This is a genomic window from Roseomonas mucosa ATCC BAA-692 (assembly GCF_000622225.1).
GTDB lineage: Bacteria > Pseudomonadota > Alphaproteobacteria > Acetobacterales > Acetobacteraceae > Roseomonas > Roseomonas mucosa.
On the sequence record NZ_JHWD01000012.1, the window covers coordinates 6,639 to 29,717 of the forward strand.

Annotated in this window: 15 protein-coding genes and 2 pseudogenes; 7 read left to right on the forward strand and 10 right to left on the reverse strand. The window is 70.6% G+C overall.

What is annotated here, in order from left to right; all coding sequences use genetic code 11:
* Positions 1-72: 72 nt before the first annotated feature.
* From BT98_RS24335 to BT98_RS0113350, 4 genes are all read right to left on the reverse strand, one after another.
* The gene (locus BT98_RS24335; protein ID WP_019462120.1) at positions 73-528 is read right to left on the reverse strand and encodes a type I CRISPR-associated protein Cas7; all 456 of its coding nucleotides are present in this window, start codon (positions 526-528) and stop codon (positions 73-75) included.
* A complete protein-coding gene (gene cas8c, locus BT98_RS0113340; RefSeq protein WP_019462121.1) occupies positions 521-2,311 on the reverse strand; it encodes a type I-C CRISPR-associated protein Cas8c/Csd1 in 1,791 nt (596 codons plus the stop codon). Before cas8c ends, BT98_RS24335 begins: the two co-directional genes overlap by 8 nt.
* Positions 2,308-2,985, reverse strand: coding sequence for a type I-C CRISPR-associated protein Cas5c (gene cas5c, locus BT98_RS0113345; RefSeq protein WP_026033380.1), 678 nt, complete (start codon positions 2,983-2,985; stop codon positions 2,308-2,310). The genes cas8c and cas5c overlap by 4 nt, the downstream gene beginning before the upstream one ends.
* A 196-nt stretch (positions 2,986-3,181) precedes the next feature.
* Positions 3,182-5,437, reverse strand: a complete 2,256-nt coding sequence (locus tag BT98_RS0113350; protein WP_026033381.1) for a CRISPR-associated endonuclease Cas3'' — start codon at positions 5,435-5,437, stop codon at positions 3,182-3,184.
* A gap of 41 nt (positions 5,438-5,478) precedes the next feature.
* Between BT98_RS0113350 and BT98_RS26640 the strand changes: the two genes are divergently transcribed.
* Positions 5,479-5,916, forward strand: coding sequence for a DDE-type integrase/transposase/recombinase (locus BT98_RS26640; protein ID WP_202801215.1), 438 nt, complete (start codon positions 5,479-5,481; stop codon positions 5,914-5,916).
* A gap of 113 nt (positions 5,917-6,029) precedes the next feature.
* Here the strand turns inward: BT98_RS26640 and BT98_RS28080 are convergent.
* Positions 6,030-6,188 (reverse strand): annotated as a pseudogene (locus BT98_RS28080) (IS6 family transposase); the annotation flags it as partial.
* On the opposite strand from BT98_RS28080, the pseudogene BT98_RS28085 reads away from it, so the two are divergent.
* A pseudogene (locus tag BT98_RS28085) lies at positions 6,189-6,368 on the forward strand (IS5/IS1182 family transposase); the annotation flags it as partial.
* On the opposite strand, the gene chrA reads toward BT98_RS28085, so the two are convergent.
* Positions 6,365-7,597, reverse strand: a complete 1,233-nt coding sequence (chrA, locus tag BT98_RS0113370; protein ID WP_019462127.1) for a chromate efflux transporter — start codon at positions 7,595-7,597, stop codon at positions 6,365-6,367. The pseudogene BT98_RS28085 and the gene chrA overlap by 4 nt on opposite strands.
* Before the next feature lie 185 nt (positions 7,598-7,782).
* Between chrA and BT98_RS0113380 the strand changes: the two genes are divergently transcribed.
* The 3 genes from BT98_RS0113380 to BT98_RS0113390 all read left to right on the forward strand — a co-directional run bounded on the left by BT98_RS0113380 (position 7,783) and on the right by BT98_RS0113390 (position 13,964).
* Complete coding sequence (locus BT98_RS0113380) at positions 7,783-8,376, forward strand: transposase (RefSeq protein WP_081798591.1); 594 nt, start codon at positions 7,783-7,785, stop codon at positions 8,374-8,376.
* Positions 8,377-8,534: 158 nt separating this feature from the next.
* Positions 8,535-11,330, forward strand: coding sequence for a malto-oligosyltrehalose synthase (gene treY / locus BT98_RS0113385; protein ID WP_019462129.1), 2,796 nt, complete (start codon positions 8,535-8,537; stop codon positions 11,328-11,330).
* Positions 11,331-11,504: 174 nt separating this feature from the next.
* Positions 11,505-13,964 carry a glycogen/starch/alpha-glucan phosphorylase gene (locus BT98_RS0113390; RefSeq protein WP_019462130.1) on the forward strand — a complete coding sequence of 820 codons (2,460 nt, stop codon included), beginning with the start codon at positions 11,505-11,507 and terminating at the stop codon, positions 13,962-13,964.
* Positions 13,965-13,990: 26 nt separating this feature from the next.
* Here BT98_RS0113390 and glgA read toward each other — a convergent pair whose 3' ends face one another.
* The 4 genes from glgA to BT98_RS0113415 all read right to left on the reverse strand — a co-directional run bounded on the left by glgA (position 13,991) and on the right by BT98_RS0113415 (position 21,275).
* Positions 13,991-15,427, reverse strand: a complete 1,437-nt coding sequence (glgA, locus tag BT98_RS0113395) for a glycogen synthase GlgA (protein ID WP_019462131.1) — start codon at positions 15,425-15,427, stop codon at positions 13,991-13,993.
* Positions 15,427-16,611: a glucose-1-phosphate adenylyltransferase gene (glgC, locus tag BT98_RS0113400; RefSeq protein ID WP_456307565.1), complete on the reverse strand. Its 1,185-nt coding sequence runs from the start codon at positions 16,609-16,611 to the stop codon at positions 15,427-15,429. Before glgC ends, glgA begins: the two co-directional genes overlap by 1 nt.
* A 335-nt stretch (positions 16,612-16,946) precedes the next feature.
* A complete protein-coding gene (locus BT98_RS26180; RefSeq protein WP_019462133.1) occupies positions 16,947-20,411 on the reverse strand; it encodes a PAS domain-containing protein in 3,465 nt (1,154 codons plus the stop codon).
* A 243-nt stretch (positions 20,412-20,654) separates the two neighbouring features.
* Positions 20,655-21,275, reverse strand: coding sequence for a zinc-ribbon domain-containing protein (locus tag BT98_RS0113415; protein WP_026033383.1), 621 nt, complete (start codon positions 21,273-21,275; stop codon positions 20,655-20,657).
* A gap of 59 nt (positions 21,276-21,334) precedes the next feature.
* On the opposite strand from BT98_RS0113415, the gene BT98_RS24355 reads away from it, so the two are divergent.
* Both BT98_RS24355 and BT98_RS0113425 read left to right on the forward strand, forming a co-directional pair.
* Complete coding sequence (locus BT98_RS24355; protein ID WP_019462134.1) at positions 21,335-22,120, forward strand: cell division ATP-binding protein FtsE; 786 nt, start codon at positions 21,335-21,337, stop codon at positions 22,118-22,120.
* A complete protein-coding gene (locus BT98_RS0113425) occupies positions 22,113-23,075 on the forward strand; it encodes a cell division protein FtsX (RefSeq protein WP_027297244.1) in 963 nt (320 codons plus the stop codon). Before BT98_RS24355 ends, BT98_RS0113425 begins: the two co-directional genes overlap by 8 nt.
* Positions 23,076-23,079 lie beyond the last annotated feature (4 nt).

The window sequence follows — 23,079 nt, forward strand, 5'->3', positions numbered from 1 at the left end:
CCGGATCAAGCGTGCGGAAGTCCCGACAGAGCACCATGCCCGCAGCATCGCAGAAAGCCCGAAAAATGATACCTATTTGATGGCCGGTTTAGTAAGCTGCACCGGCCCGCGCACCTGCCCGGCATTGACTCCCGTGGTCATCACCGCGCCAAAGCTGCGGATGTCCCAGAAATTCGCACACATCCAGCGCGTCAGGGCCTGGGACTTGGCCTCGTCCTTCGGCAGCTTCTTCTGTTCGTCGGCCTTGGTCACCTCCGGCATCACGGCGGCCCAGGCGCGCCTGTGCTCGACGTTCAGCGTAGCTCCATCGCGCATGTAGATCTCGTGCCCCGGCCGGTCGCCCCGGGCAAGCGCCACGTAGTTGCGCAGCTTGCGCTTCAGCGCGACGTCCGACACCAGACCGCGGTTGGTCTCGGGGTCCAGGCGCGGCAGGTTGCCCGCATCCGGATCACCGTTCGGGTTGCCGTTGGTGACGTCAAAGAACAGCACGAACTCGTGCCGCCGGGTCAGCGCGGCCGTCTCACTCATCGGTATCGCCTTCCTTGCTCTCTTCCTCGTCCGCGATCTGCCCGGCGGATTTGCTGCCGATGCGCGCGCTGCGCTGGTGGTAGTAGCCGATGGCGAACTCCCCCTGCTTCTGCAGCGCAAGCGAGCGCGGCAGCGAGGGCGGGAGCTGCGCGAAGATCTGGTCGATCTCCTTCTCGATCCAGCCACCCTTGCCTTCCTTGCGCAGCCGGCCGAGATGGTTCTGTACCCCCCGCAGCAGCAGCGGGAAGACGTTGGCCGGCGTGGCGGAGGCGGCGCCGAAGTAGCGGTCGCGGATGGTGGCGTTCACCTTGCCCAGCGAGACGCGCTGGGCGATCTCGGCCATCGCGAAGAGTCGGCCGAGTTGATAGGCCGAACTGGCATTCTCCCGATCGAGGCTCACGGGCGGCGATTCCTTTCGATGGTGCGAGGCGAGCACGGCGCGGATCGCGGCGGCGTGCCAGCCGGTGCCGGCATCGTCGCCCGCGCGCAGCCGAATGATGGCGGTGGCGAGCAGGCTGCGCGGATAGGGCGTGCCGGCGAGGATGGCGCGCGTCACCTCCCCGGCGAGCAGAGGCGGGATGTTGTCGAACTTCTCCTGCAGGGCGACGGTCTTCACCAGCAGACGGTTCACCGAGGGCGGCAACGCGCGCCAGGGCGGCGGCTCGATCGCCAGCGCCGCATAGTGGTCGGCCAGCCTACGGGCAAAGACGGCGAAGTCGTCCGACAGCCAGAAGCGCACGGAAAGACGCGCGGCATTGGGTGCGAGGCCCAGGATGTGGAAGCGCACGCCCTCGGTGAGCTTCGGGTCGGCGTCGCGCAGCGGGCGGCCCTCATGCAGCGCGGCGAGAAGGGCGCGCAGCTTCGCGGCCTCCTCGCCGTCGCGCGCCGGATCTCCCTCCGGGGCGGGCGGGTTGAACAGGGTATCGAAGGCGCTCTCGGCCGCCTCGGCTGTCTCCTCGCCGACATCCGAGGCATCGGCCCAGAACACCACGGTGGTGTCGCCGACCGGGCGCGGCAGGCGATTGCGGCTGCCGCGGTCCAGCATGCGGTTCAGCGCGGCGCCGTAGCGGAAGGCGACCGCCTCCGAGGTCGGGGCATTCGCGCCCTGCTCCTGGCCGTAGGAGCCGAAGGCTTCGAGGTTGAAGGAGACCAACGCCGCGCCGGAACTCTGCGCGCCCTCCACCCCCTTGATGGTCGGGTGCAGCCGCGTGATCGGCGCCTCCATGCCGGAAACGAGGCAGATGGCGCGCTTCCCCTCGCCACCCCCGCGCGCCGCGACCAGAGCGCGCGCGGCCTCCCGTTCATGCAGATAGCGGTGCTCGCCCTCCAGCGCGAAGATCAGGTTGGCGTCCAGCATCTCCGCCTCGAAAGGCGGCGCGTCGAAGCGTTCCGGCTGCCAGGCTTCCAGGAAGCGGCGCAGTGCGAGCAGCCCCGGGTCCTTCGTTTCCGCCAGCAGGTCCAGATGCAGCTTGCGGAAGGCCGCGTGCTCGTCGGCGGTGCGGCGCCCCTGGCCGGCAGTGCGGCCGAGCACATAGGCGCTCTTGTCCCAGAGCAGATTGGGCGAGATGCCCGCCGTCCGCTTGACGGCGGCCGGCACTTCCACCAGGCGAGGCTGCAGCTTCCTGCCGACTTGCTCACGCAAGTCCTTCTGATTGACCGGCTCGCCCTCCGGGGAGAGCAGGATGGCAAAGCCGATCTTCTCGCGGGAGTAGCCGGGCGCCTCCACCTCCCCCCGCGCTGCCATACGGTCATAGTAGCGGTCGAGCGATTGAAGGATGGTCACGTCGCGCTGCCCTCCTCCAGGCAGGCGCGCACATCCACCACCCCGTCACGCATCCGTGCCCGGAAGAAGCGCGAGACCGCGCCCGCCTCATGGTCGATGTCGTGCAGCATCCAGCCCAGGTCGCGGTCGCGCTGGTCCGGCGGCAGGGTGCTCGCCGGCAGCGGGGCCCCGGGCGGGAGCAGCGCGAACTCCGCGGCGAACTCCCGTGTGCCGAGGCAGGGGCGATGGAAGCACTGCCCGGCCTCGGCGCGCCGGTTGAACATCGACAGGTGCTTGGCCGGCGTGTCCTCGGCGCCAGCGCGCGGCGTCATGACGAAATGCGCCTCGATCACATAGGCAACGTCGACGAGCAGGGTGGCGGCCCGCTGCTGCCGCACCTCCTCCATCATCATCCCCAGCCCAGCGACGGAGCCCGCCCGCATGGCGCGTTCCGCCGTGGGGCCGGGGATCTTGCTGGACACCTCGTTGCGGCGGAAGGACTGGAAGCGGATCGGGCGAAGGACATGGAGCCGGTCCACCACCCAGCGGATCGCCGGCTTCCAGTGGATCGCTTCCAGAATGCCGCGCGCGGCGGAAGGGGTGATGACGTCGTAGGAGACACGCTCGACCTTCATCTCCGGGCGGGAGAAGCAGGCGCGGTCACCCCAGACATGCAGCCGGACGCCGAAGCTCATGCCGGGTGCCATGAAAACAGCATGTCTCCCTCCCGAGTTGGCCCGCATCCAGAACGCGAAGATGCCAGACCGATTCGCATCTGACCCGTGGAGAAAGATATACGCTCTATCGTCGCGCGAAAGATGTTCTGGGGACGATATCGTTACGGGAAATTCCCACCGCCCCGATCCTGAGCCGCGGCCGGCAGACGAGGTCTCACCATACATTCTCCTCCACCCGCCGGAGCAGCGCACTGTCCCCCAGCCGCAACCCCGTCTGCTGGTCGTAAGGCGCCTCGGCCACGAAGGTCAGCAGTGCATCGCCCAGCCCGACATGCACCGGGCGCAGTGCCCCTGTCGCGAGCCACTGCGCCCGCGCTTGCCGCAGCACGGACACCGTGTAGGGCTGCAGCTTCCGCAGGTCGGCGGGCAGTGGCCGATCCATCGCCTCGATCTTCCGCAGCAGCTCCTTGGCCTCCGCATCCCAGGCGACGACGACCGGCAGCATGGTTTCGTCGATCAGCCGGAAGGCCTCGGACAGGCTGCGGAAGGGGAACTCGCCGCTCCTCCGCCCCTCGGCGAGGGCCGGCAGCACGCCGCGATACCCGTCCACCATGGTCGCATCCAATGCCTCGTCACCCTGCGTCCAGTACAGCGCCTGGAAGTAGGCCCGGATGGCCTCCAGCCCCAACGGGTCCTCCGTGCGCCCCAGCACGCCCTGCGCCGCCTGCCGGAACCGCTTCAGGCTGTGCGGCACCTTGTCCTCCTGCGGCGTGAACACCACCACCCGCCCGGCCGGCAGCTCCCCATGACGGTTGCAGCGGCCCGCCGCCTGGGCGATGGAATCCAGCCCCGCCTCGGCACGCCAGACCTCGGGCAGCGAGATGTCCACGCCTGCCTCGATCAGGCTGGTGGAGACCAGCCGCACCGGTCCACCGTCACGCAGCCGCTTCCGCGCCTGGGCGAGCACCTCCCGACGGTGCTTCGCGCACATCAGCGTGCTGAGATGCATCGCCCCGGGCAGTTCGCGGATCGCTTCGTACAGCGCCGCGGCATGCGCGCGGCTGTTGACGATGCACAGCATCTGCGGCTGGTCCGCGAAGCGCGTGGCGATTGCGGCGTCGGATACGGGCTGCGGCATCACCTCAACCCGCACGCGCTTCAGCGCGGCGTAGAGGGCACGGGGCTCCGGGGCCAGCTCGCGCGTGTCGTCGAGGTCGAATCCGCCCTTGAAGCTGTCCTTCTGTCGCAGCGCCGGCTGGGTGGCGGTGCAGAGCACGACGCTGCTGCCGTAGTTGCGCGCCAGCTCCTCCAGCGCCGCCATGCAGGGGCGCAGCACTGGCAGCGGCAGGGTCTGTGCCTCGTCCAGCACGATCACCGCCTTGGCCAGGTTGTGCAGCTTGCGGCAGCGGGAGGTGCGGCTGGCGAAAAGGCTCTCGAAGAACTGCACCGCGGTGGTGACGACGATCGGCGCGTCCCAGTTCTCCGCCGCGCGCTTCAGCCGGGTGAGGCTGTCCGGCTCCGTCCCCTCCTCCGATTCCGGGCCTTCCCAGTCCACGCCGGAATGGTGCTCCAGCACGTCGTCCTGCGTGCCCAGGGCGCTGCGGAACACGTCGACGGTCTGTTCGATGATCGCGGTGAAGGGCACCACATAGACCACGCGCCGCAGCCCATGCCGGCGCGCATGCTCCAGCGCGAAGGCGAGCGAGGTCAGCGTCTTGCCGCCGCCGGTGGGCACGGTGAGGGTGAAGAGGCCCGGTGCCAGCGCGGCCTTCGCCCGCGCATGCTCCAGCACCCGCTGCCGCAGCGCGTTGATATCGGGCGCTCCCGTCGTCGGCAGGGCTGCCAGGGACACTTCGAGTCGCTGGCGGAGCATGTCCAGCGGGCTATGGCCGCCGCGGTGCGGGGCCCCGCCCCTGGACCGGGCAAAGAAGGCTTCCGTCGCCAGGAAATCGGCATCCACCAGGCACGAGAACAGCATCCGCGTCAGGAATGCCTGGGAGAAGCCGGGATGAGGGGAGGGCTGGAAGCCGGCCGGCGGCACCATCGCCTGGGCGGGCGGCAAGGGGCCGGTATGCGCCTGCCACCCATCATATGGTTCCAGCCGGTAATCCACACCGAAGCGCGTGGCCCGCAGTTTCTTGCCATCGGCCAACCCAGCATGGTGCGCCGCGATAATGCCAGCCAGCAGCCATCCCACCCCTTTTGGATAGCTGTTCAGGGCCTCCCTTGCTCCGGCCGTGGAATGGTCCGGCCCCTTACGACCTGGGACCGCCGGGGACGCGATGTAGGCCTGATAAGCGTTGGAGACTTTTCCGATGTCATGAAGGAGGCCGGCGATTCGCGCCATTTCTGACCATCCAAAGGCGGCTGCGAAGGAAGCCGCCCGGGTGGAAACATCCTGAAGATGGGAAGAGAGTTCCTCCCAGGAAACGGCTTCCTTGCCTTGAATGGAATGGGCGTACTTCCGCATTGACCTTCCCGATCGTTCTTCTGTGACAGTATCTCTGGTTCCTGCCCGAGGTTGTCGACAGCCGCGGCCAGACGATCGACTTCCTGCTCTCGGCCAGGCGGGACGCGGCGGCCGCGAAGCGCTTCTTCCGCAAGGCGCTGGGGCAGCCGCATACGGTCAACCCTCGTACCATCACGGTGGACAAGAACCCGGCCTGTCCGTCTGCCATCGAGCAGTTGAAAGGGAATGGCGAGCTGTGGCGCTTCTCCCGCCTGCGGCAATGCAAGTTCCTCAACAACATCGTGGAACAGGACCACCGGCGCGTGAAACGCCTGGTCAGACCGGGGCCTGGCTTCGGCAGTTTCCATATGGCGCGACGAACACTGGCGGGCCGCGAGGCGATGGCCATGAACAGGAAGGGACAGGTTCGGGATATCGGCGGGCGGAACATGCGGGTCCAGGCGAGTTCCACCGCCGAGCTGTTCCAGGCTGCTGCCTGATCCGCCTGCTATCCACGCCATTTGCTGCCCGCCGCAAACTGCGCAACACAACCAACGAGGATGTCCAGCACCACCTCGTGCCGGTCTACCACTCACCGGAAATAGTGCAGCACGCCATTGATGCGCAGAAGCACCTCATCGAGGTGCCAGATGTCGCTCGGCTTCGGACGGCGCCGCCGCAGCTTGGCCGCGAACTCCGGGCCGAACTTCCGGCACCAGCCCCGGATGCTCTCGTGCGTGACGGTGATGCCCCGCTCCGCCAGGATCAGTTCCCCCCGACCCGCAGCCGGAAGATCCCGATTCCCTACGATAAGGCACTCTACCGCCAGAGCCATCGCATCGAGGATTGGCGCCGCGTCGCCATGCGCTACGACCGCTGTGCCCATACCTTCCTCTCAGCCATCTCCCTCGCCGCCACCGTCCTCTTCTGGATCAATGAGTCCTGCGCCTAGGCGGCCAGGACCACCCCCATGGCTGCCGTCAGGACGACGGCCAGCCAGACCGGAACCCGCCACCAGACCAGTGCAGCGAAGGCCAGCACGGCAATGGCGAAGTCGGCAGGGGTACGGACGGTGGATATCCAGATCGGGTCGAACAGGGCCGCGGCGAGGATGCCGACGACCGCGGCGTTGACGCCCTGCATGGCAGCGCGTGCCGCCGGCCGGTGCCGCAGCGCGTCCCAGAAGGGCAGCATGCCGTACATCAGCAGGATGCCCGGCAGAAACACCGCCAGCAACGCGAGCACCGCCCCGGCAATGCCGTTCGGCGCCAGATTCTGCGCGGCGCCTACGAAGGCGGCAAAGGTGAAAAGCGGCCCGGGCACCGTCTGGACCACGCCGTAGCCCGCGAGGAACCGGTCGGCGCTGATCCAGCCGGCCGGCACATAGGCACGCTCCAGAAGCGGCAGCACGACGTGCCCGCCGCCGAAGACCAGCGACCCGGCCTGGTAGAATGCCTCGACCGTGGCGACCGCATGGGACCCGGTGGCCGTGGCCAGCACGGGCAGGCCGATCAGCAGGACGGGGAACAGGACGAGGGCTGCGGCCGCGGCACCGCGAGAAACCTGGAACGGCATCGCCGCGCCCGGCGGCCCCGCATCGCCGCCCCGGTAAAGGACAAGGCCCGCCGCGCCACCGGCGAGGATCACGCCGACCTGGGTGAAGGCGAAGGGCAGGAGCAGGACCGCGACGGTGGCCAGCACCGCGATCGTCCGTCGCGGCCGATCCGGGCACAGGCTTCTCCCCATGCCACGGACGGCCTGCGCCACCACGGCGACAGCAACCAGCTTGAGGCCATGCACGATGCCCACGCCCATGCCGCCCGTCGCCCACTCCACCCCATAGGCCGCCAGCAGCATCACCACGGCCGACGGCAGGGTGAAGCCGAGCCAGGCCGCGCACCCGCCGGACAGGCCGCCCCGCAGCACGCCGAGCGAGAAGCCGACCTGGCTGCTGGCCGGACCTGGAAGAAACTGGGCCAGCGCGACGAGATCGGCATAGCCCTTCTCGTCGAGCCAACGGCGGCGGGTCACGAACTCGTCCTGGAAATAGCCGAGATGGGCGACCGGTCCACCGAAGGAGGTCAGGCCCAGGCGAAGAAAGAGCAGCAGGATTCCGAGAAAGCTCCCGCGCTGATCCCCGGCATTCTCCGGGCGCCGGGAACAACGGGAAAGGCCGTCCATGCGCAGTTCCTTCAGGGAACGGCAATCTGGGTCACGGGCTGCGACCTGTCCAATGAAGATCCCGGATCGCGGCCCGATGCCGCGAAGAGGCCGTCCAAGGCCGGCAGCGGCCATGACACCTCCCATCCCTCACCAACAAAAGGAAAATCTTCCTAATTCCGGCCCACCGTGCTATACTTCCTCCCATGCTCCTCCCCCGCCTCTCCCCACCCCAGCCCTTTCGCCCCCTCACCGATGCCGAGTGGCACGCCCTCCTCCCCTATCTCCTCCCCCGCACCCCGGCCGGCCGCCGCGTCGCGGACCTCCGCCGCCGCATGGACGCCATCTTCCATCTCGCCCTCACCGCCTCCCCCTGGCGCGCACTGCCCGCCCACTACGGCAACCCCGACAGCATCGCCCGCCATTTCCGCCGCCTCACCCATGCCGGCCTCTGGGAACACCTCCTCAAGGCTCTGGCCACCGCCGCCCCCACCCACCCGCTCCGCGCCATCGAGCACCGGATCTGCCGCGCCGCCCGCCGCGCCCACCGCATCCTGGGCTTCCGCCTGGTCCTGCTCGCCCGCCGCCTGGGGCTCCGCTCCGCCCTCCCCGGCCCGCCCTGGCTGCTGCCCGATCCCGATTTGTCCGAAACCCTCGCCCACGCCAAAATCCCTGTCTTCACAGGCGCCTACGGCACTATCGGCCCCTACCGTGCCCTGCTCCGGACGTTGCGCGCCCTCCACCGCACCGCCGCCGGCCGCGCGCGCCTGCCCAACCGCCTGCGCCACGCCTGGCCATGACCCCGCCGCCACCGCCCCCCTCCGGGAAAACCGCGCCCCCGGAACCACAGATCCGGCTTTCCGTCCCCCGCCCTGCCACCACCCGCCCCCCTGGCGCGTTGTGCGCGGCAACGAGCCTTGCGCCCCCGGCGCGGCCCTGAGCACGGAGAGCCGAAACAGTGATCCCCGAAACCCCGCGTGCGACGGCGCGTCTGCAGTTCCACAAGGACTTCACGCTGGACGACGCGGTGCCGCTGGTGCCCTATTACAAGGCGCTCGGCATCAGCCACCTCTACGCCTCGCCGCTGCTCAAGGCGCGCCCCGGCTCCACCCACGGCTACGACATCGTGGACCCCACCCGAATCAACCCGGAGGTCGGGGGAGAGGAAGCCCTGCAACGCCTCGTCGCCGCCCTGCACGCGGCGGACATGGGCCTCATCCTCGACATCGTGCCCAACCACATGGGCGTGGGCGGCGCCGACAACGGCTGGTGGCTGGACGTGCTGGAATGGGGCCCGCGCTCGCCCTTCGCCAGCTTCTTCGACATCGACTGGAACCCTGCCGACCCGGCGCTGAAGGACAAGCTCCTCGCTCCCTTCCTCGGCGGCCCCTATGGCACCGTGCTGGAATCGGGCGACCTCGCCCTGCATTTCGAGCCGGAAAGCGGCAAGATCTACGCCGAGTATTTCGAGCACCGCTTCCCCATCGCCCCCGCCACCTATGCGACGATCCTGCGCGCCACCGGCGACGCCTCGCTCGACGGCATCGCCCAGGTCTTCGCCGGCATCGCACAGCCGGGGAGCGCGGAGGCCATGCGCGCCGCCGCCGGCGTGGCGCTCGACGTCCTCGCCCGCTTCGCGAAGGAACCGGGTGGACAGGCCAGGATCGCATCCGTCCTCGCCGCCTTCGACCCGAAGCAACCCGAGAGCCGCACCCGCCTGCACCATCTGCTGGAGGCGCAGAACTACCGCCTCGCCTGGTGGCGCGCCGCCACCGACGAGATCAACTGGCGCCGCTTCTTCGACGTCACCAGCCTGGGCGGCCTGCGCCAGGAGGTCCCCGAGGTCTTCGAGGCCACGCACGAGCTGATCCTGAAGCTCTATGCAGAGGGCGCGATCGACGGCGTGCGCGTGGACCATGTGGACGGCCTCGCCGACCCGCGCGCCTATTGCCGCAAGCTCCGCCGCCGCCTGCGCGCCGCCGGCCGCCACCGCCCTACCACCGCGCCAAAGGGGGAGCCGCTCCTGCTGGTCGAGAAGATCCTCGCCCCGCACGAGCGCCTGCGCCAGGACTGGATGGTGGACGGCACCACCGGCTACAACTTCATGGACGAGGTCGCGGGCCTCCTCCACGACCCGGCCGGCGAGGAACGCCTGACCCGGCTCTGGGCCGACCTTACCGCCCGTTCCCCCCGCTTCGAGGACGAGGCCCGCGAGGCCCGCCGCCAGATCCTGCGCGAGAACCTCGCCTCCGAGCTGAACGGCACCGCCACCGCCCTGCACCGCATCGCCCAGACCGACCTCGCCACGCGCGACTTCACCCTCACCGCGATCCGCCGCGCCATCTCCGAGGTCCTGGCGCATTTCCCCGTCTACCGCACCTACGTCTCCATGGCCGGCCGCAACGAGGAGGACGAGCGCACGCTGGAATGGGCGCTCGCCGGCGCCCGCCGCACCGTGCGCGCCACCGAGCGCCCCCTGCTCGACCTGCTCGATGGCTGGCTCGGCGGCGAGGTGCCGCGCAGCCTGCCCATCGCCGGCCGCCGCCAGCGCCTGCGCGCCGCGGTGCGCTTCCAGCAGCTCTCCGCCCCTGTCGCCGCCAAGTCGGTCGAGGACACCGCCTTCTACCGCTACGGCCGCCTGATCTCGCGCAACGAGGTCGGCTCCGAACCCGGCCATCTCACCGAAAGCCCCGCCTCCTTCCACGCCATGTGCCGGGAACGCGCGCGCCACTTCCCGCGGGAGATGCTCGCCACCGCCACCCACGACCACAAGCGCGGCGAGGACAACCGCATCCGTCTCGCGGTCATCTCGGAGCTGCCGGAGGAATGGGCCACGGCGCTGACCCGCTGGACCCGCCTGAACAACAGCCTGAAGCGCGAGGTGGACGGCACCCCGGCGCCGGACGCGGTGGACGAGCTGATGCTCTACCAGACCCTGGTCGGCGCCTGGCCGCTGGATCTCGACCCCGCGGATGAGCAGGGCGTGCAGGACCTCATCCAGCGCGTCGCCGCCTGGCAGGAGAAGGCCCTGCGCGAAGGCAAGCGCCGCTCGGAATGGGCCGTGCCGAACGAGGCCTATGAATCCGCCTGCCAGGACTTCCTGCGCAACATCCTGGCCGCCGACCGCGCCAGCCACATGCGGGAGGAGATCGCCGGCTTCGCCCTGCGCCTCGCCCCCGCCGGGGCGGTGAACGGGCTGGCGCAGACGCTGATCCGCTGCACCTCCCCCGGCATCCCGGACCTGTACCAGGGCACGGAGTTCTGGGACTTCTCCCTGGTGGACCCGGACAACCGCCGCCCGGTGGACTTCCCCTCCCGGCGGGCGGCGCTGGAGGCGGGCGAGTCCCCCGCCGGCCTCCTTTCCCACTGGAAGGACGGGCGGGTGAAGCAGGCAGTGATCGCCCGCGCCCTGGCGCTCCGCGCCCAGCGGCCGGAGCTCTTCGCGGAGGGCGACTACCTGCCCCTGGAGATCCAGGGCGCGAAGGCGGCGCACCTCCTGGCCTTCGCCCGGCGCCGGGGAGGCCAAGCGGCGATCACGGTGGTCACGCGCCTGCCGGCGGCCCTGCTGGGCGAGGCGAGGCAGCCCCTGGTCCCCGCCGAGGCCTGGGGCGACACCGCCATCCTCCTGCCGCCGGACATGCCGGGGGCGCTCACCGACGTGCTGAACGGCGGAGAGGTGCCAGCCCCGGATGGCTCGCTCCGCGCCGCCACCCTGCTCGCGCGGCTCCCGGTCGCACTGCTCTCCCTTGGTTGAGTTCCACGAAGCGATCCGAAACCAGGCCGGGCGCCTTGCCCGGCCGGTTTTTTCCCTGGACGTAACGGGCGCCTATCCGCACAACCATGACAAGAAGCCTTGGAACCGCTCGCGAGGCGCGAGAGGATGGGCCCAGATCTCCCCGCTTCCGCCCTTCCAGGAGGACATGCCCGCGTGAACATCACCGACCTGCCCGCCCCCGCCCGCGAGGCGACCGAAGGCGCGGTCTCGCCGGAGACCTTCCGCCAGAGGATCCTCGACCGGCTGACGTATCAGGTCGGCGGCTCGCCGGAACGGGCAAGCAAGCGGGACTGGTTCCTGGCCACCGCCCTGGCGACGCGCGACCTGGTGATGGACCACTGGCGCTCCTCGAATGCCGACACGCTGGCCCGGGGCGACAAGCGGGTCTGCTACCTCTCGATGGAGTTCCTGATCGGCCGGCTGCTGGCGGACACGCTGGGCAACCTGCGGATCACCGAGACGGCGCGGGAGGCCCTGTCGGGCCTCGGCGTGGATCTCGATGCCATCGCCGCACAGGAGATGGACGCGGCCCTGGGCAATGGCGGGCTCGGCCGGCTGGCCGCCTGCTTCATGGAAAGCCTGGCAAGCCTCGGCATCCCCGCCTTCGGCTACGGCATCCGCTACGAGCACGGGCTGTTCCGGCAGGTGATCCCCGCCGACGGCACCCAGCACGAACTGCCGGAGGACTGGCTCTCCCTCGGCAATCCCTGGGAGTTCGAGCGCGCCAACCTGCGCTACAAGGTCGGCTTCGGCGGCCACGTGGCGGTGGATGGCGGTCGACTCGTCTGGCATCCCGGGGAGACGGTGCGCGCCATCCCCTACGACACGCCCGTCACCGGCTGGCGCGGCAAGCGCGTCAACACGCTGCGCCTCTGGTCGGCCCGGGCCAGCGACCCGCTGCACCTCGCCGCCTTCAATCATGGCGACCATCTGGGCGCGCAGGCTGAGCGGATCAGGGCGGAATCCATCTCCCGCGTGCTCTACCCGGGCGACGAGACCCCGGCCGGGCAGGAGCTGCGCCTGCGCCAGGAATACTTCTTCGCCTCGGCCTCGCTGCAGGACGTGCTGCGCCGCCACGTGGCGGAGTTCGACCGGCTGGACAATCTCGCCGACAAGGTCGCGGTGCAGCTGAACGACACGCATCCGGCGATCGGCGTGTCGGAGCTGATGCGCCTGCTGGTCGACATCCACCACATGGAATGGGACCTGGCCTGGGACATCACTCGCGCCGTCACCTCCTACACCAACCACACGCTGATGCCGGAGGCGCTGGAGACCTGGCCGGTCTCGCTGCTCGAACGCCTGCTGCCACGCAACATGCAGATCATCTACATGATCAACGCCCGGCACCTCGACACCGTGCGGAAGGAGCAGGGCGCGGACGACCGCCTGCTCGCTGCCGTCTCCATCATCGACGAGGAACACGGCCGCCGCGTGCGCATGGGCCATCTCGCCTTCATCGGGTCGCACCGGATCAACGGCGTCTCGGCGCTGCACACGCAGCTGATGAAGGACACGGTCTTCGCCGACCTGAACCGCGTCTGCCCCGGCCGCATCACCAACAAGACCAACGGCATCACCTTCCGCCGCTGGCTGCTGCGCGCCAATCCCGGCCTGACCAGGCTCCTGGTGGACACGCTGGGGGAGGAGGTGCTCGACAATCCGGAGAAGCTCGCCGGGCTGGTGCCGCATGCGGAGGAGGCGGAGTTCCGCCGTCACTTCGCCGCGCAGCGCCGTGTCGCCAAGGAGAAGCTCACCCGCCTCATCCACGACCGGATCGGTCTCGCCGTCGATCCCGACGCGCTGTTCGACGTGCAGATCAAGCGCATCCACGAATACAAGCGCCAGCTCCTGAACATCCTGCAGGCGGTGGCGCTCTACAACGCCATGCGGGCACGGCCGATGAACGAATGGGTGCCGCGGGTGAAGATCTTCGGCGGCAAGGCGGCGGCCAGCTACTGGCAGGCCAAGCTGATCATCCGGCTGGCGCATGACGTGGCGCGCGTGGTCAACAACGATCCCACCCTGAACGGCATGCTCAGGATCGCCTTCCTGCCGAACTACAACGTTTCCCTCGCCGAGGCGATCATCCCCGCGGCCGACCTGTCGGAGCAGATCTCCACCGCCGGGCTGGAGGCCTCGGGCACCGGCAACATGAAGCTGGCGCTGAACGGCGCGCTGACCATCGGCACGCTGGACGGCGCCAATGTCGAGATCCGCGAGCATGTCGGCGCGGAGAACATCTTCATCTTCGGCCTGACCGCCGATCAGGTGACACGGAAGAAGGCCGCCGGCTACGACGCCCGCGAGGCGGTGGCGGCCTCTCCCGCCCTGTCGCAGGTCCTCGATGCCATCCGCGGCGGCGTCTTCTCGCCGGACGAACCGGACCGCTATGCCGGGCTGGTGGACGGGCTGCTGAACGACGACCGCTTCCTGGTGACGGCGGATTTCGACAGCTACAACGCCACGCAGCGCGAGGTCGCGGCCCGCTGGCGCGAGCCGGAGTCCTGGTGGCGCAGCGCGGTGCTGAACACCGCCCATGTCGCCTGGTTCTCCTCCGACCGCACGATCCGCGAATATGCCGAGGATATCTGGGACACGCCGCCGCGATAAGGCGGGAGGTCCCGCCCCCGGCCCGCCTATCGCATGATCTCGTGGTACAGCGCCGCGTACTGGCGGGCCGGGCGGGACCAGCCCACATCCGCCGTCATGGCGTTGTGCTGCATCCGCTCCCAGGTGGCGCGGTCGCGCCACAGGACGCCGAGGCGGGCAAAGGCCAGTTCCAGCGCCTCCCGCGTCGTGGGCGCGAATTGCAGGCCGTTCGCCACCCCGGCCGCCAGCGCCGCTTCGTTGGCGTCGATCACCGTGTCGGCCAGGCCGCCGACCCGCGAAACCAGCGGCAGGGCGCCATAGCGCAGCGCGCAGAGCTGGGTGAGGCCGCAAGGCTCGAAGCGCGAGGGCACCAGCAGCGCGTCGCAGCCCGCCTGGATGCGGTGCGCCAGGGCCTCGTCATAGCCGAGCACGGCACCCACCCGTCCAGGCCAGGCCTGGGTGGCGAAAAGGAAGCCTTCCTCCAGCGTCTTGTCGCCCGCGCCGAGCAGGGCGAGTTGCATGCCGCCCTCGGTCAGCGCCGGCAGGGCGGCGAGGACGAGGTCCATCCCCTTCTGCCAAGTCAGCCGGCTGACCACGCCCAGCAGCGGCGCCAAGGCATCCACCTCCAGCCCCATCGCCGCCTGCAACGCTGCCTTGTTCGCGGCCCGTCGCTCCAGATGCTTCCGGTCATAGGGCTCGGCCAGCAGGAGATCGGCGGCGGGGTCCCAGACCGTCTCGTCGATGCCGTTCAGGATGCCGGAGACATCCGCCCCGCGCGAGCGCAGCAGGCCGTCGAGCCCCATGCCTCCCTCCGGTGTACGGATCTCGGCGGCGTAGCTGGGCGAGACGGTGGTGATCCGGTCGGCGAAGTAGAGCCCGGCCTTCAGGAAGCCGATGGCGCCGTAATACTCCACCCCGTCGATCGACCAGGCTTCCGGCGGCAGGCCCAGTTCCGCCAGCAGGTGCGGCGGGAACTGCCCCTGGAAGGCGAGGTTGTGCACCGTCATCACGGTGCCCGGGCAGCGCCCCTCGCCATAATGCAGATAGGCCGGGGCGAGGCCAGCCTGCCAGTCATGTGCATGGACGATATCAGGCGCGAAACCGGGCAGCAGGCCCCGCGCCAGCCGCTCGGCCACGCGGCCCAGCGCGGCGAAGCGCTGGGCGTTGTCGGGCCAGTCGCCCTCCGGCCCGGCATAGGGGTTGCCCTCGCGCCCGTAGAGATGCGGCGCCTCGATCGCCAGCACTTCCAGCTCCCCCGCCCGCCCCGACAGCAGCCGGGCCGGGCCGCCGAAGAGGTCCGGCAGTTCCGCCGCGACCTCCCCGCCCTCCAGCCGCCGCAGCACGGCGGGATAGCCGGGCAGCAGCGTGCGGGCGGCGAAGCCCTCCCGCGCCAGGGCCGCCGGCAAGGCGCCCGCGACATCGGCCAGCCCGCCGGTCTTGATCAGCGGATAGGCCTCCGAGGCCACCGACAGGACGGAAGGCATCAGTCGGACAGCCGGTCGATCATCGGCTGGGTGATCAGGCAGACGCCCTTGTCGGTCCGGCGGAAGCGCCGCGCGTCCAGTTCCGGGTCCTCGCCCACCACCAGCCCTTCCGGAATTCTGACCTCGCTGTCTATGACGACGTTGCGCAGGCGCGCATGACGCCCGATGTCGCAACGGGGAAGGATCACGGAGTTCTCGATCTCGCCATAGGAATGCACGTGCACGCTGGGGAAGATCAGCGACTTCCGCACCAGCGTGCCGGACACGATGCAGCCGCCCGAGATCAGGGAATCCATGGCCTGGCCGCGCCGGTCGTCGTCGTCATGGACGAACTTCGCCGGCGGCGTCAGCTCGCTGTAGGTCCAGATCGGCCATTCGTGGTCATAGAGGTCGAGCGCCGGCACCACGTCCGTCAGGTCCACATTCGCCTGCCAGTAGGCATCCACCGTGCCGACATCGCGCCAATAGGCCTCGGCCTGATCGCTGGAGCGGACGCAGGATTCGGCGAAGCGGTGCGCCACGGCGGTGCCGTGTTTCACCAGATAGGGGATGATGTCCTTGCCGAAGTCATGCTCCGAATGCGGCTCCGCCGCGTCGCGCCGCAATTGGTCGGCGAGGAAGGCGGTCTCGAAGACATAGATGCCCATGCTGGCCAGGGCCATCTCCGGATTGTCCGGCATGGCGGGCGGGTCCTTGGGCTTCTCCAGAAAGGAGATGATGCGGTCGTTCTCGTCCACATGCATCACGCCGAAGCCCGTGGCCTCCATGCGCGGGACTTCGATGCAGCCGACGGTGACGTCGGCACCGCTCTCGCAGTGCTGCCGCAGCATCTTCTCGTAGTCCATCTTGTAGACATGGTCGCCGGCGAGCAGGACGATGTAGCGCACGCCGTAGCTCTCGATGATGTCGAGGTTCTGGTACACCGCGTCGGCGGTGCCGGCGTACCAGGCGCTTTCCGAGACGCGCTGGCTGGCCGGCAGGATGTCGAAGCTCTCGTTGCGTTCCGGCCGCATGAAGTTCCAGCCGCGCTGGAGATGGCGGATCAGGCTGTGCGCCTTGTACTGCGTCGCCACGCCGATGCGCCGGATGCCGGAATTGATGGCATTCGACAGGGCGAAGTCGATGATCCGCGACTTGGCGCCGAAATAGACGGCGGGCTTGGCTCGCCGGTCGGTCAGCTCCATCAGCCGACTTCCTCGGCCGCCGGCCAGCACATAGGCCATCGCCTGACGCGCGAGCGGGGATCCTGCATGCGGCCGTAGAGGCATGAATGGGTGACTCCCTTCGACGACGCTTCCTCGTGCACGTCCAGTATGGCGCGCCGGGCGACTGTCACACGCACAGAGCCGCAAGTCTCTGCCCGCCTGCGCTTAATTTTCCGTGCGCGGCGGCCGCTGGGGCAGGCAACGGGGATAATTCGGCCCGCGTCCGGCACGCAGCCAGCAGGGGCACACTGGAAGGGAGAAGGACCCGAACAAACCTCGCGCCCGGATTGCATTCATCCTGGCGGCAACACCGCTCAACGCGTTCCCTGTTCCGGGGCGGGCTCCATTCCCACCCGTGCCTGGGCCACGGCTTCCAGCAGCATCGCACCGGACACGGGCTTGTGGAGCAGCAGCAGCGGCCCGCCTTCCAGAGCCTGGGCCACGCCGGCCACGGTGTCGCTTTCGGCATAGCCCGTGACCAGCAGCGCCGGCAGGCCCGGCAGGATGTCACGGACGGCCCGCAACAGGTCGAGCCCGGTCATGCCGCCCGGCATGGCGAAATCCGTGACCAGCAGGTCCGGCCGCTCTCCGTCCCGCAGATGCCGCAAGGCCTCGGCGGGCCCTTCGGCGCAGACGAGGCTGTGGCCGGCATCGGACAGGGTTTCGGCCAGCACGTCCCGCACCAGGGGCTCGTCATCCACAAGCAGGATGCGGCACGCCGCGTCAGGCGTGGCCGGGCGCGCCGCGCCGTCCTGCTCCACCCTGCCTTCCGCCTGCGGAAGCCAGAGGGAGATCACGGTGCCCTGTCCGAGCCGGCTGTCGATCTCCAGCGCTCCGCCGGACTGCTCCGCGAAGCCGCGTGCCATCGCCAGGCCCAGCCCGGTGCCCTCCCCCACCGGCTTGGTGGTGAAGAAAGGCTCGGTGACGCGATTCAGCACCTCCGGCGCCATGCCCATGCCGTGGTCGGCGACGCGCAGGCACAGGTAGCGCCCCGGCTTCAGCGCGGGCGAAGCCCCGGCCGTGCCCGGCAGTTCCAGCGCCTCGGCCGAGAGCCGGATCACGCCGCCATCCGGCATGGCATCCCGGGCATTGGCGGTGAGGTTGACCAGCACCGTCTCCAGTTGCGCGCGATCGGCGAGGACCGGCGGCAGGGCCGGATCGACCGCCAGGGCGATCGAGACGCGGCCGCCCAGCGTGTGCAGCAGCACCTCCCGCAAGCCGGTCAGCAGAAGGCCGACATCCTGCGGCTCCGCGCGCAACTCGCCCTGTCGCGCGAAGCTCAGCAGGCGCCGGGTCACCGCCCCGCCCCGTTCCGCCTGCTCCGAGACCAGGCGGGCGAGGCGCCGAACGCTTTCCGGCTCTTCGGCCCGCAGCGCCATCAGCCGCGCGCCGCCCAGCACCGCCTGCAGCACGTTGTTCACGTCATGCGCGACACCACCGGCGAGGCGGCCCAGCGCCTCCATCTTCTGCGCCTGCGCCAGGCGGCGCTCGCTTTCGGTCAGGGCCGCCGTGCGTTCCGCGACCAGCTGCTCCAGCCGCGCCGCCTGCCGCGCGCGGTCCTCGCGCGCCGCCACGATTTCGTCGATCCCCGTGCTGGAGCCGAGCCAGCGCAGGATGCGGCCGGAGGCATCGCGCTGGGCCAGCGCGCGGACCAGGAACCAGTGATAGGCGCCGTCCGCCCCCAGGAAGCGGGCCTCGATGCCAAAGTCCCCCCCGGTTTCCAGGCAGTGCCGCCACAGGCCGAGGCAATGTTCGTAGTCCTCGGGATGCAGCACCCGCCGCAAGGTCCCCTTGTCGATCCGGTCCGGCTCCTGCCCCGTGAATTCGTACCAGCGGCTGTTCAGGTAATCGAAGCGTCCATCCGGCTGGCAGGTCCAGATGATCTGCGGCATGACCTCCGCCATGGTGCGGAACCGGGCCTCGCTTTCCCGCAGCGCTTCCGCGGCACGGATGCGGTCGGTGATGTCGCGCAGGACCCCGATCAGCCGCACCGCCCGGCCATCCTCGTTGCGCAGCACGCGGGCACGGCCCTCGAGCCAGACCTCGCCGCCATCGCGCGCGGGACGCAGGGGGCGGAAGTCCACGGCGAAGGTATCGCCCTCGCGCGACATCCCCTGCCAGGCTGCGCCGATCCTGTCCCGGTCCTCCGGGTGGGTCGCCGTCATCCAGTCGGCCGCCAGGATGCGCCCCTCCCGGGCCGTGACGCCGAGCAGTTGGGCCGCCACGGGCGACAGCGCGCCCTCCTGCTTGCGCAGGTCCAGGTCCCAGGTGCCGAGCCCGTCACCCTCCACCGCGAGGCGCAGCCGGGTTTCGCTCTCGGTCAGGGCGCGGGAGGCGGCGCGTGCCTCGGTCACATCCTCCAGCAGCCCCACCCATTCCCGCACCCGGCCGCCGGCCTCGATAAGCGGCACCGCCCGGACCGAGAACCAGCCATAGAGCCGCTGCTTCCCACCCGCCTCCACCTTCCCCGCATCCGCCGGCAGGGCGCGCCGGATGCGCCATTCGCCGACATAGGGCCGCCGGCTGGCCAGCGAGGCATGCCAGAGCGCATCCGCCACGCTGCGGTCGTCCGGGTGCAGGGCCTCGAACCAGCCGCTCCGCCGCAACCGCTCCACCGGCAGTCCGGTGAGGCGCGCCCAGGCCTCGGCCCCTTCCGGCAGGAGCCGGCCCGCGGGATCGGCGATCCAGACCAGCTCGCTGCTGGCCTCCACCAGGGCGCGGTAGCGGGCTTCCTGGGCCCGCAGGGCGGCGGTCACCGCCTCGCGCTCCACGGCCGCGACGCTGAGCGCGGCGGAAACCTCGGCGATCTCCCGGATCCCCGTGGGCAGGGCCAGCACGGCGCCGGACCGGCCCTGGTCGGCCAGCAGGCCCAGCGCGTCGCGGATACGGCGCGTGATCCGCAGGGTCAGCAGCAGGCTCCCGGCCAGCAGCAGGAGCGCCACCCCAGCGGCGGGCAGGTAGTCCCGCAGCATCCGTTGGTAGAAGGAGGCACGGGGCATCGACAGGGCGAGCGAATAGCCCTCCGTGGAAAGGCGCGACCATGCCATGATGGCCATCACGCCTTCCTGGTTCCGGACATAGGGCAGGACACCCTCCGGCGCCCGCGCGAGGCCGGCCACGATCTCCGGCGGGGCCGGGCGTCCTACCATCTCCTCGCCCCCGCGGGTGCGGGCGACCACGACCCCGTGCCGGTCCATCAGGGTGGCGGTCCAGTCCTCCTGCATCAGGCGTTGCCGCAGCGCGCCGCTCAGGGTCTCGGGCGCCAGCCAGAGCGCCATGACGGCGAAGGGCAGGCCGGGTGGAGCCGGAACCAGGATGCCCACCCGCCGGTCCAGCAGGTCGGTGACCTCGACCTGCCCGTCGCGCGCCACGCGCACCAGGGCCTGGCGCCAGCTCTCCGGGACAGGATCGGCCGGGGTGGCGGCGGACAGCGCCTCGATGTCGCGGCCCCGGGCATTGTAGAAGCGTAGGCTGCCCATCCGCGCCAGGGTCCGGGCCGGCGGGGTGGCACGCAGGGCCGTGAGGACAGAAGGGGCGTCCGGGACATTGGCCGGAGACGCTGCCGGCGGCAGCGCGGCGGAGGCCAGCAGTTCGCGCAGCCGCACCTCGCCCAGCGCGAAGACCTGGTCCGGCACCACCGAAAGCGCGCAGACGCTGGTGACCAGGTTGGAGGCCGTGCGCCGCATGTCGCGGTTGTGCAGGCTGGCCATGGCCCAGACGGCATAGAGCGCGAAGGGCAGCACCGTGCAGGCCACCACCAGAAGCAGGTGGTGGCGCATGCCATGGAGCCGGCGCCCGGTCGGGCGCGGTATCCGTGGCCCCCGCCCAGCCCGGGGGTCTTCGGTGGGCGCTTCAGGTGACATGGAACCGGATGGCCCGCTGAGGGGCCTCATGGAACCGCATTTCGCGGCCTGCCGAAAGCATTCCGGCTGCCGCACGCCCTTGCCCGGGGGCGGCCGGGCGGCGGGGCAGGCGCGGGACGGCCCGGCAACGGGGCCGCCACCGCCCCGCGAAGGCGTGCGTCAGGCGAGGCCGAGGGCACGGTAGAGCCATTGCGACGGCGGCCAGGCGGCGGCGACCTCCCCCCGCCAGACCAGCAGGGCCGCCACCACGGCGAGCAGGAGGAGGACCGAGAGCGTCCAGGCCAGGGTCAGGCTGGGACCGCGCTCCGGCCGCGCGACGGGCGGAGCAGCGCGCGGCGGGACCACGATCCCCTCGCGCGGCGGGCGTTCCCGTGTTTCCGCCGGGGGAAAACCGTGTTCCCGTTCCACCGGATGGGAGAGCGGCTCCTTCGGGGTCGTGGCGTGGTCCGCCTCCAGGGCCATGGCGGGCAGATCCGGGGCAGGCGCCTCGGCAGCGTGGATCGATCCGTCGCCGGCCTGCTCCTCCAGCAGCCCGCCGCCTTCAGGCCGAGCCTCCGCGGGTCCGGCCACAACGGCCGTGTCCGGATCGCCCGCCTCCGTCGGAAGCTGCCCGGCCGGAGGCTCGGCCAGGGGGTCTTCCTCCGGCGAGACGGCCCGGCCCTGCTCCGGCAAGGGGATCCAGCCCCGGCCGCAACGGGCGCAGCGCACCGTACGTCCGGGCGACAGCATCGCCTCCGGCACCTCGTAGGCCGCCTCGCAGCCGGGACAAACGATACGCATGCGAACTCCCTCGGAGCGATCCTAGCCTCATGCGGGCACGCGTGGCACACCCTGCCCCCATGGTGCGCTTCAGTGATGCGACCCTCCGCTACCCGGACCCGAATGGAGGAACCGGAAAGGAGGCCCTGCATGGTCTGCGTTTCTTTCTGCCCGCGGGCTCCTTCACCTGGCTGACCGGCGAATCGGGGGCGGGAAAGACGACCCTCCTCCGCCTCATGCAATGCGGGCTGCGCCCCAGCGAGGGGGAGGTCGAGATCCTGGGCGTGCGACTGTCGCGTGCCCGCCGCACCGCCCTGCCCGCCCTGCGGCGCCGAATCGGCTCGGTCTTCCAGGACTACCGGCTGCTCCCCTATCTGAGCGCCTTCGACAACGTGGCCCTGCCGCTGCGGCTGGCCGGTCGTTCCGAATCCTCGCTGCGGGCCGATGTGACCGAGATTCTGCGCTGGGTCGGGCTCGGCCACCGGACGGATTCGCTGCCGCAGCAGCTTTCCGGCGGCGAGCAGCAGCGCGTGGCCATCGCCCGGGCGGTGGTGGCGCGGCCGGAGCTGCTGGTGGCCGACGAGCCGACCGGCAATCTCGACCCGCGCCAGGCACACCGCACCCTGGCCCTGCTGAACGAGATGAACCGCCTGGGCACCACCGTGGTGGTGGCGACCCATTCCCAGGAGTTGGTGGAGGCTTTCCCAGCCCCGGTGATGACCCTCTCGCGCGGGCGGCTGGTGCATTTCACCGGCCACGATCAGGGCGAGCTGGACGCCTACGACGCCTGGACCGAGCAGCTGGAGCCGGGTTCGGACCCGGAGGACGACGAATTCGATGAGGATGGGGAGGCCCCGCATGGCTGAGCGCCGGCGCTCCCGCGATCCGCTCGGCCTGCGCCGGGCGCTGTCGGGCAAGCTGCTGCCCGGGCTGGTGGCGGCCATGGCGCTGCTCGCTGCCCTGGCCCTCGCGGGGGCGCATGGCGCCGCGGCGCTGGCCGAGCGCTGGCAATACGGCGCCGCGGCGGCGGTGACCGCGCAGGTGCCCGATCCGACGCCGGAACGCATGGCGGCGGCGCTGTCGGTGCTCCGCGCCTCGCCCGAGGTCGCCTCGGCGGAAACAGTGGACCCGGAGCGGATGGCGGCGCTGCTGCGACCCTGGCTGGGCCAGTCCTCCGCCGCTTCCTTTCCGCTGGCCTTGCCAGGAGTGATCGAGGTGCATCTGCGCGACCCCTGGGGCGACGGGGATGGCGATCCCGAGGCGCTGGCCGGGCTGCTGGCCCAGAAGGTGCCCCGGGCCGAGCTGGAATCGCACGGCATCTGGGTCGCCCGCCTCGCCGCCCTGGCCCGCAGCGTGGAGGGTATGGCCTTTGCCGTGCTGGCGCTGGTGGCCGGGGTCTCGGCGGCGGTGGTCGCGGTGGCGACGCGGGCGGGTCTGGCGGCGAGGCGGGAGGCGATCGGCATCCTGCACGACCTGGGCGCCACGCATGGCGCCATCGCGGGGCGCTTCGCGGCGCGCGTTGCCGGGCTGGCCGCGAGCGGAGCGCTGCTGGGGACGGTGCTCGCCGCCCCGGCCCTGATGGCGCTGGCCCGGCTCGCCCCCCCCTTCATGAGCGGGGGCGGCGTCGGCGGCCCACGGGGCGCCGTTCCGGGTGCGGCTGCGCCGATGACCGGCCTTCCCTGGGGCGGGCTCCCCTGGGGCGGGCTCCCCTGGGGCAGCCTGCCCTGGACCGGGTTGCTGATCCTGCCCTTCGCCGCCGCCCTGATCGGATGGCTGACCGCCCAGGCCACCGTGCGCCGGTGGCTGCGCCGCCTGCCGTGACCGC

Excerpts from the sequence above, each read along its gene's own strand:
- BT98_RS0113380 (WP_081798591.1), top strand. The coding sequence starts at position 7,783 with ATGCTCCTCCCCCGCCTCTCCCCACCCCAGCCCTTTCGCCCCCTCACC.
- cas5c (WP_026033380.1), bottom strand. The coding sequence starts at position 2,985 with ATGAGCTTCGGCGTCCGGCTGCATGTCTGGGGTGACCGCGCCTGCTTC.
- glgC (WP_456307565.1), bottom strand. The coding sequence starts at position 16,611 with ATGGAGCTGACCGACCGGCGAGCCAAGCCCGCCGTCTATTTCGGCGCC.
- BT98_RS0113350 (WP_026033381.1), bottom strand. The coding sequence starts at position 5,437 with ATGCGGAAGTACGCCCATTCCATTCAAGGCAAGGAAGCCGTTTCCTGG.
- BT98_RS24335 (WP_019462120.1), bottom strand. The coding sequence starts at position 528 with ATGAGTGAGACGGCCGCGCTGACCCGGCGGCACGAGTTCGTGCTGTTC.
- glgA (WP_019462131.1), bottom strand. The coding sequence starts at position 15,427 with ATGCCTTCCGTCCTGTCGGTGGCCTCGGAGGCCTATCCGCTGATCAAG.
- BT98_RS24355 (WP_019462134.1), top strand. The coding sequence starts at position 21,335 with ATGGTGCGCTTCAGTGATGCGACCCTCCGCTACCCGGACCCGAATGGA.
- BT98_RS0113415 (WP_026033383.1), bottom strand. The coding sequence starts at position 21,275 with ATGCGTATCGTTTGTCCCGGCTGCGAGGCGGCCTACGAGGTGCCGGAG.
- chrA (WP_019462127.1), bottom strand. The coding sequence starts at position 7,597 with ATGGACGGCCTTTCCCGTTGTTCCCGGCGCCCGGAGAATGCCGGGGAT.
- BT98_RS26180 (WP_019462133.1), bottom strand. The coding sequence starts at position 20,411 with ATGCGCCACCACCTGCTTCTGGTGGTGGCCTGCACGGTGCTGCCCTTC.
- BT98_RS0113425 (WP_027297244.1), top strand. The coding sequence starts at position 22,113 with ATGGCTGAGCGCCGGCGCTCCCGCGATCCGCTCGGCCTGCGCCGGGCG.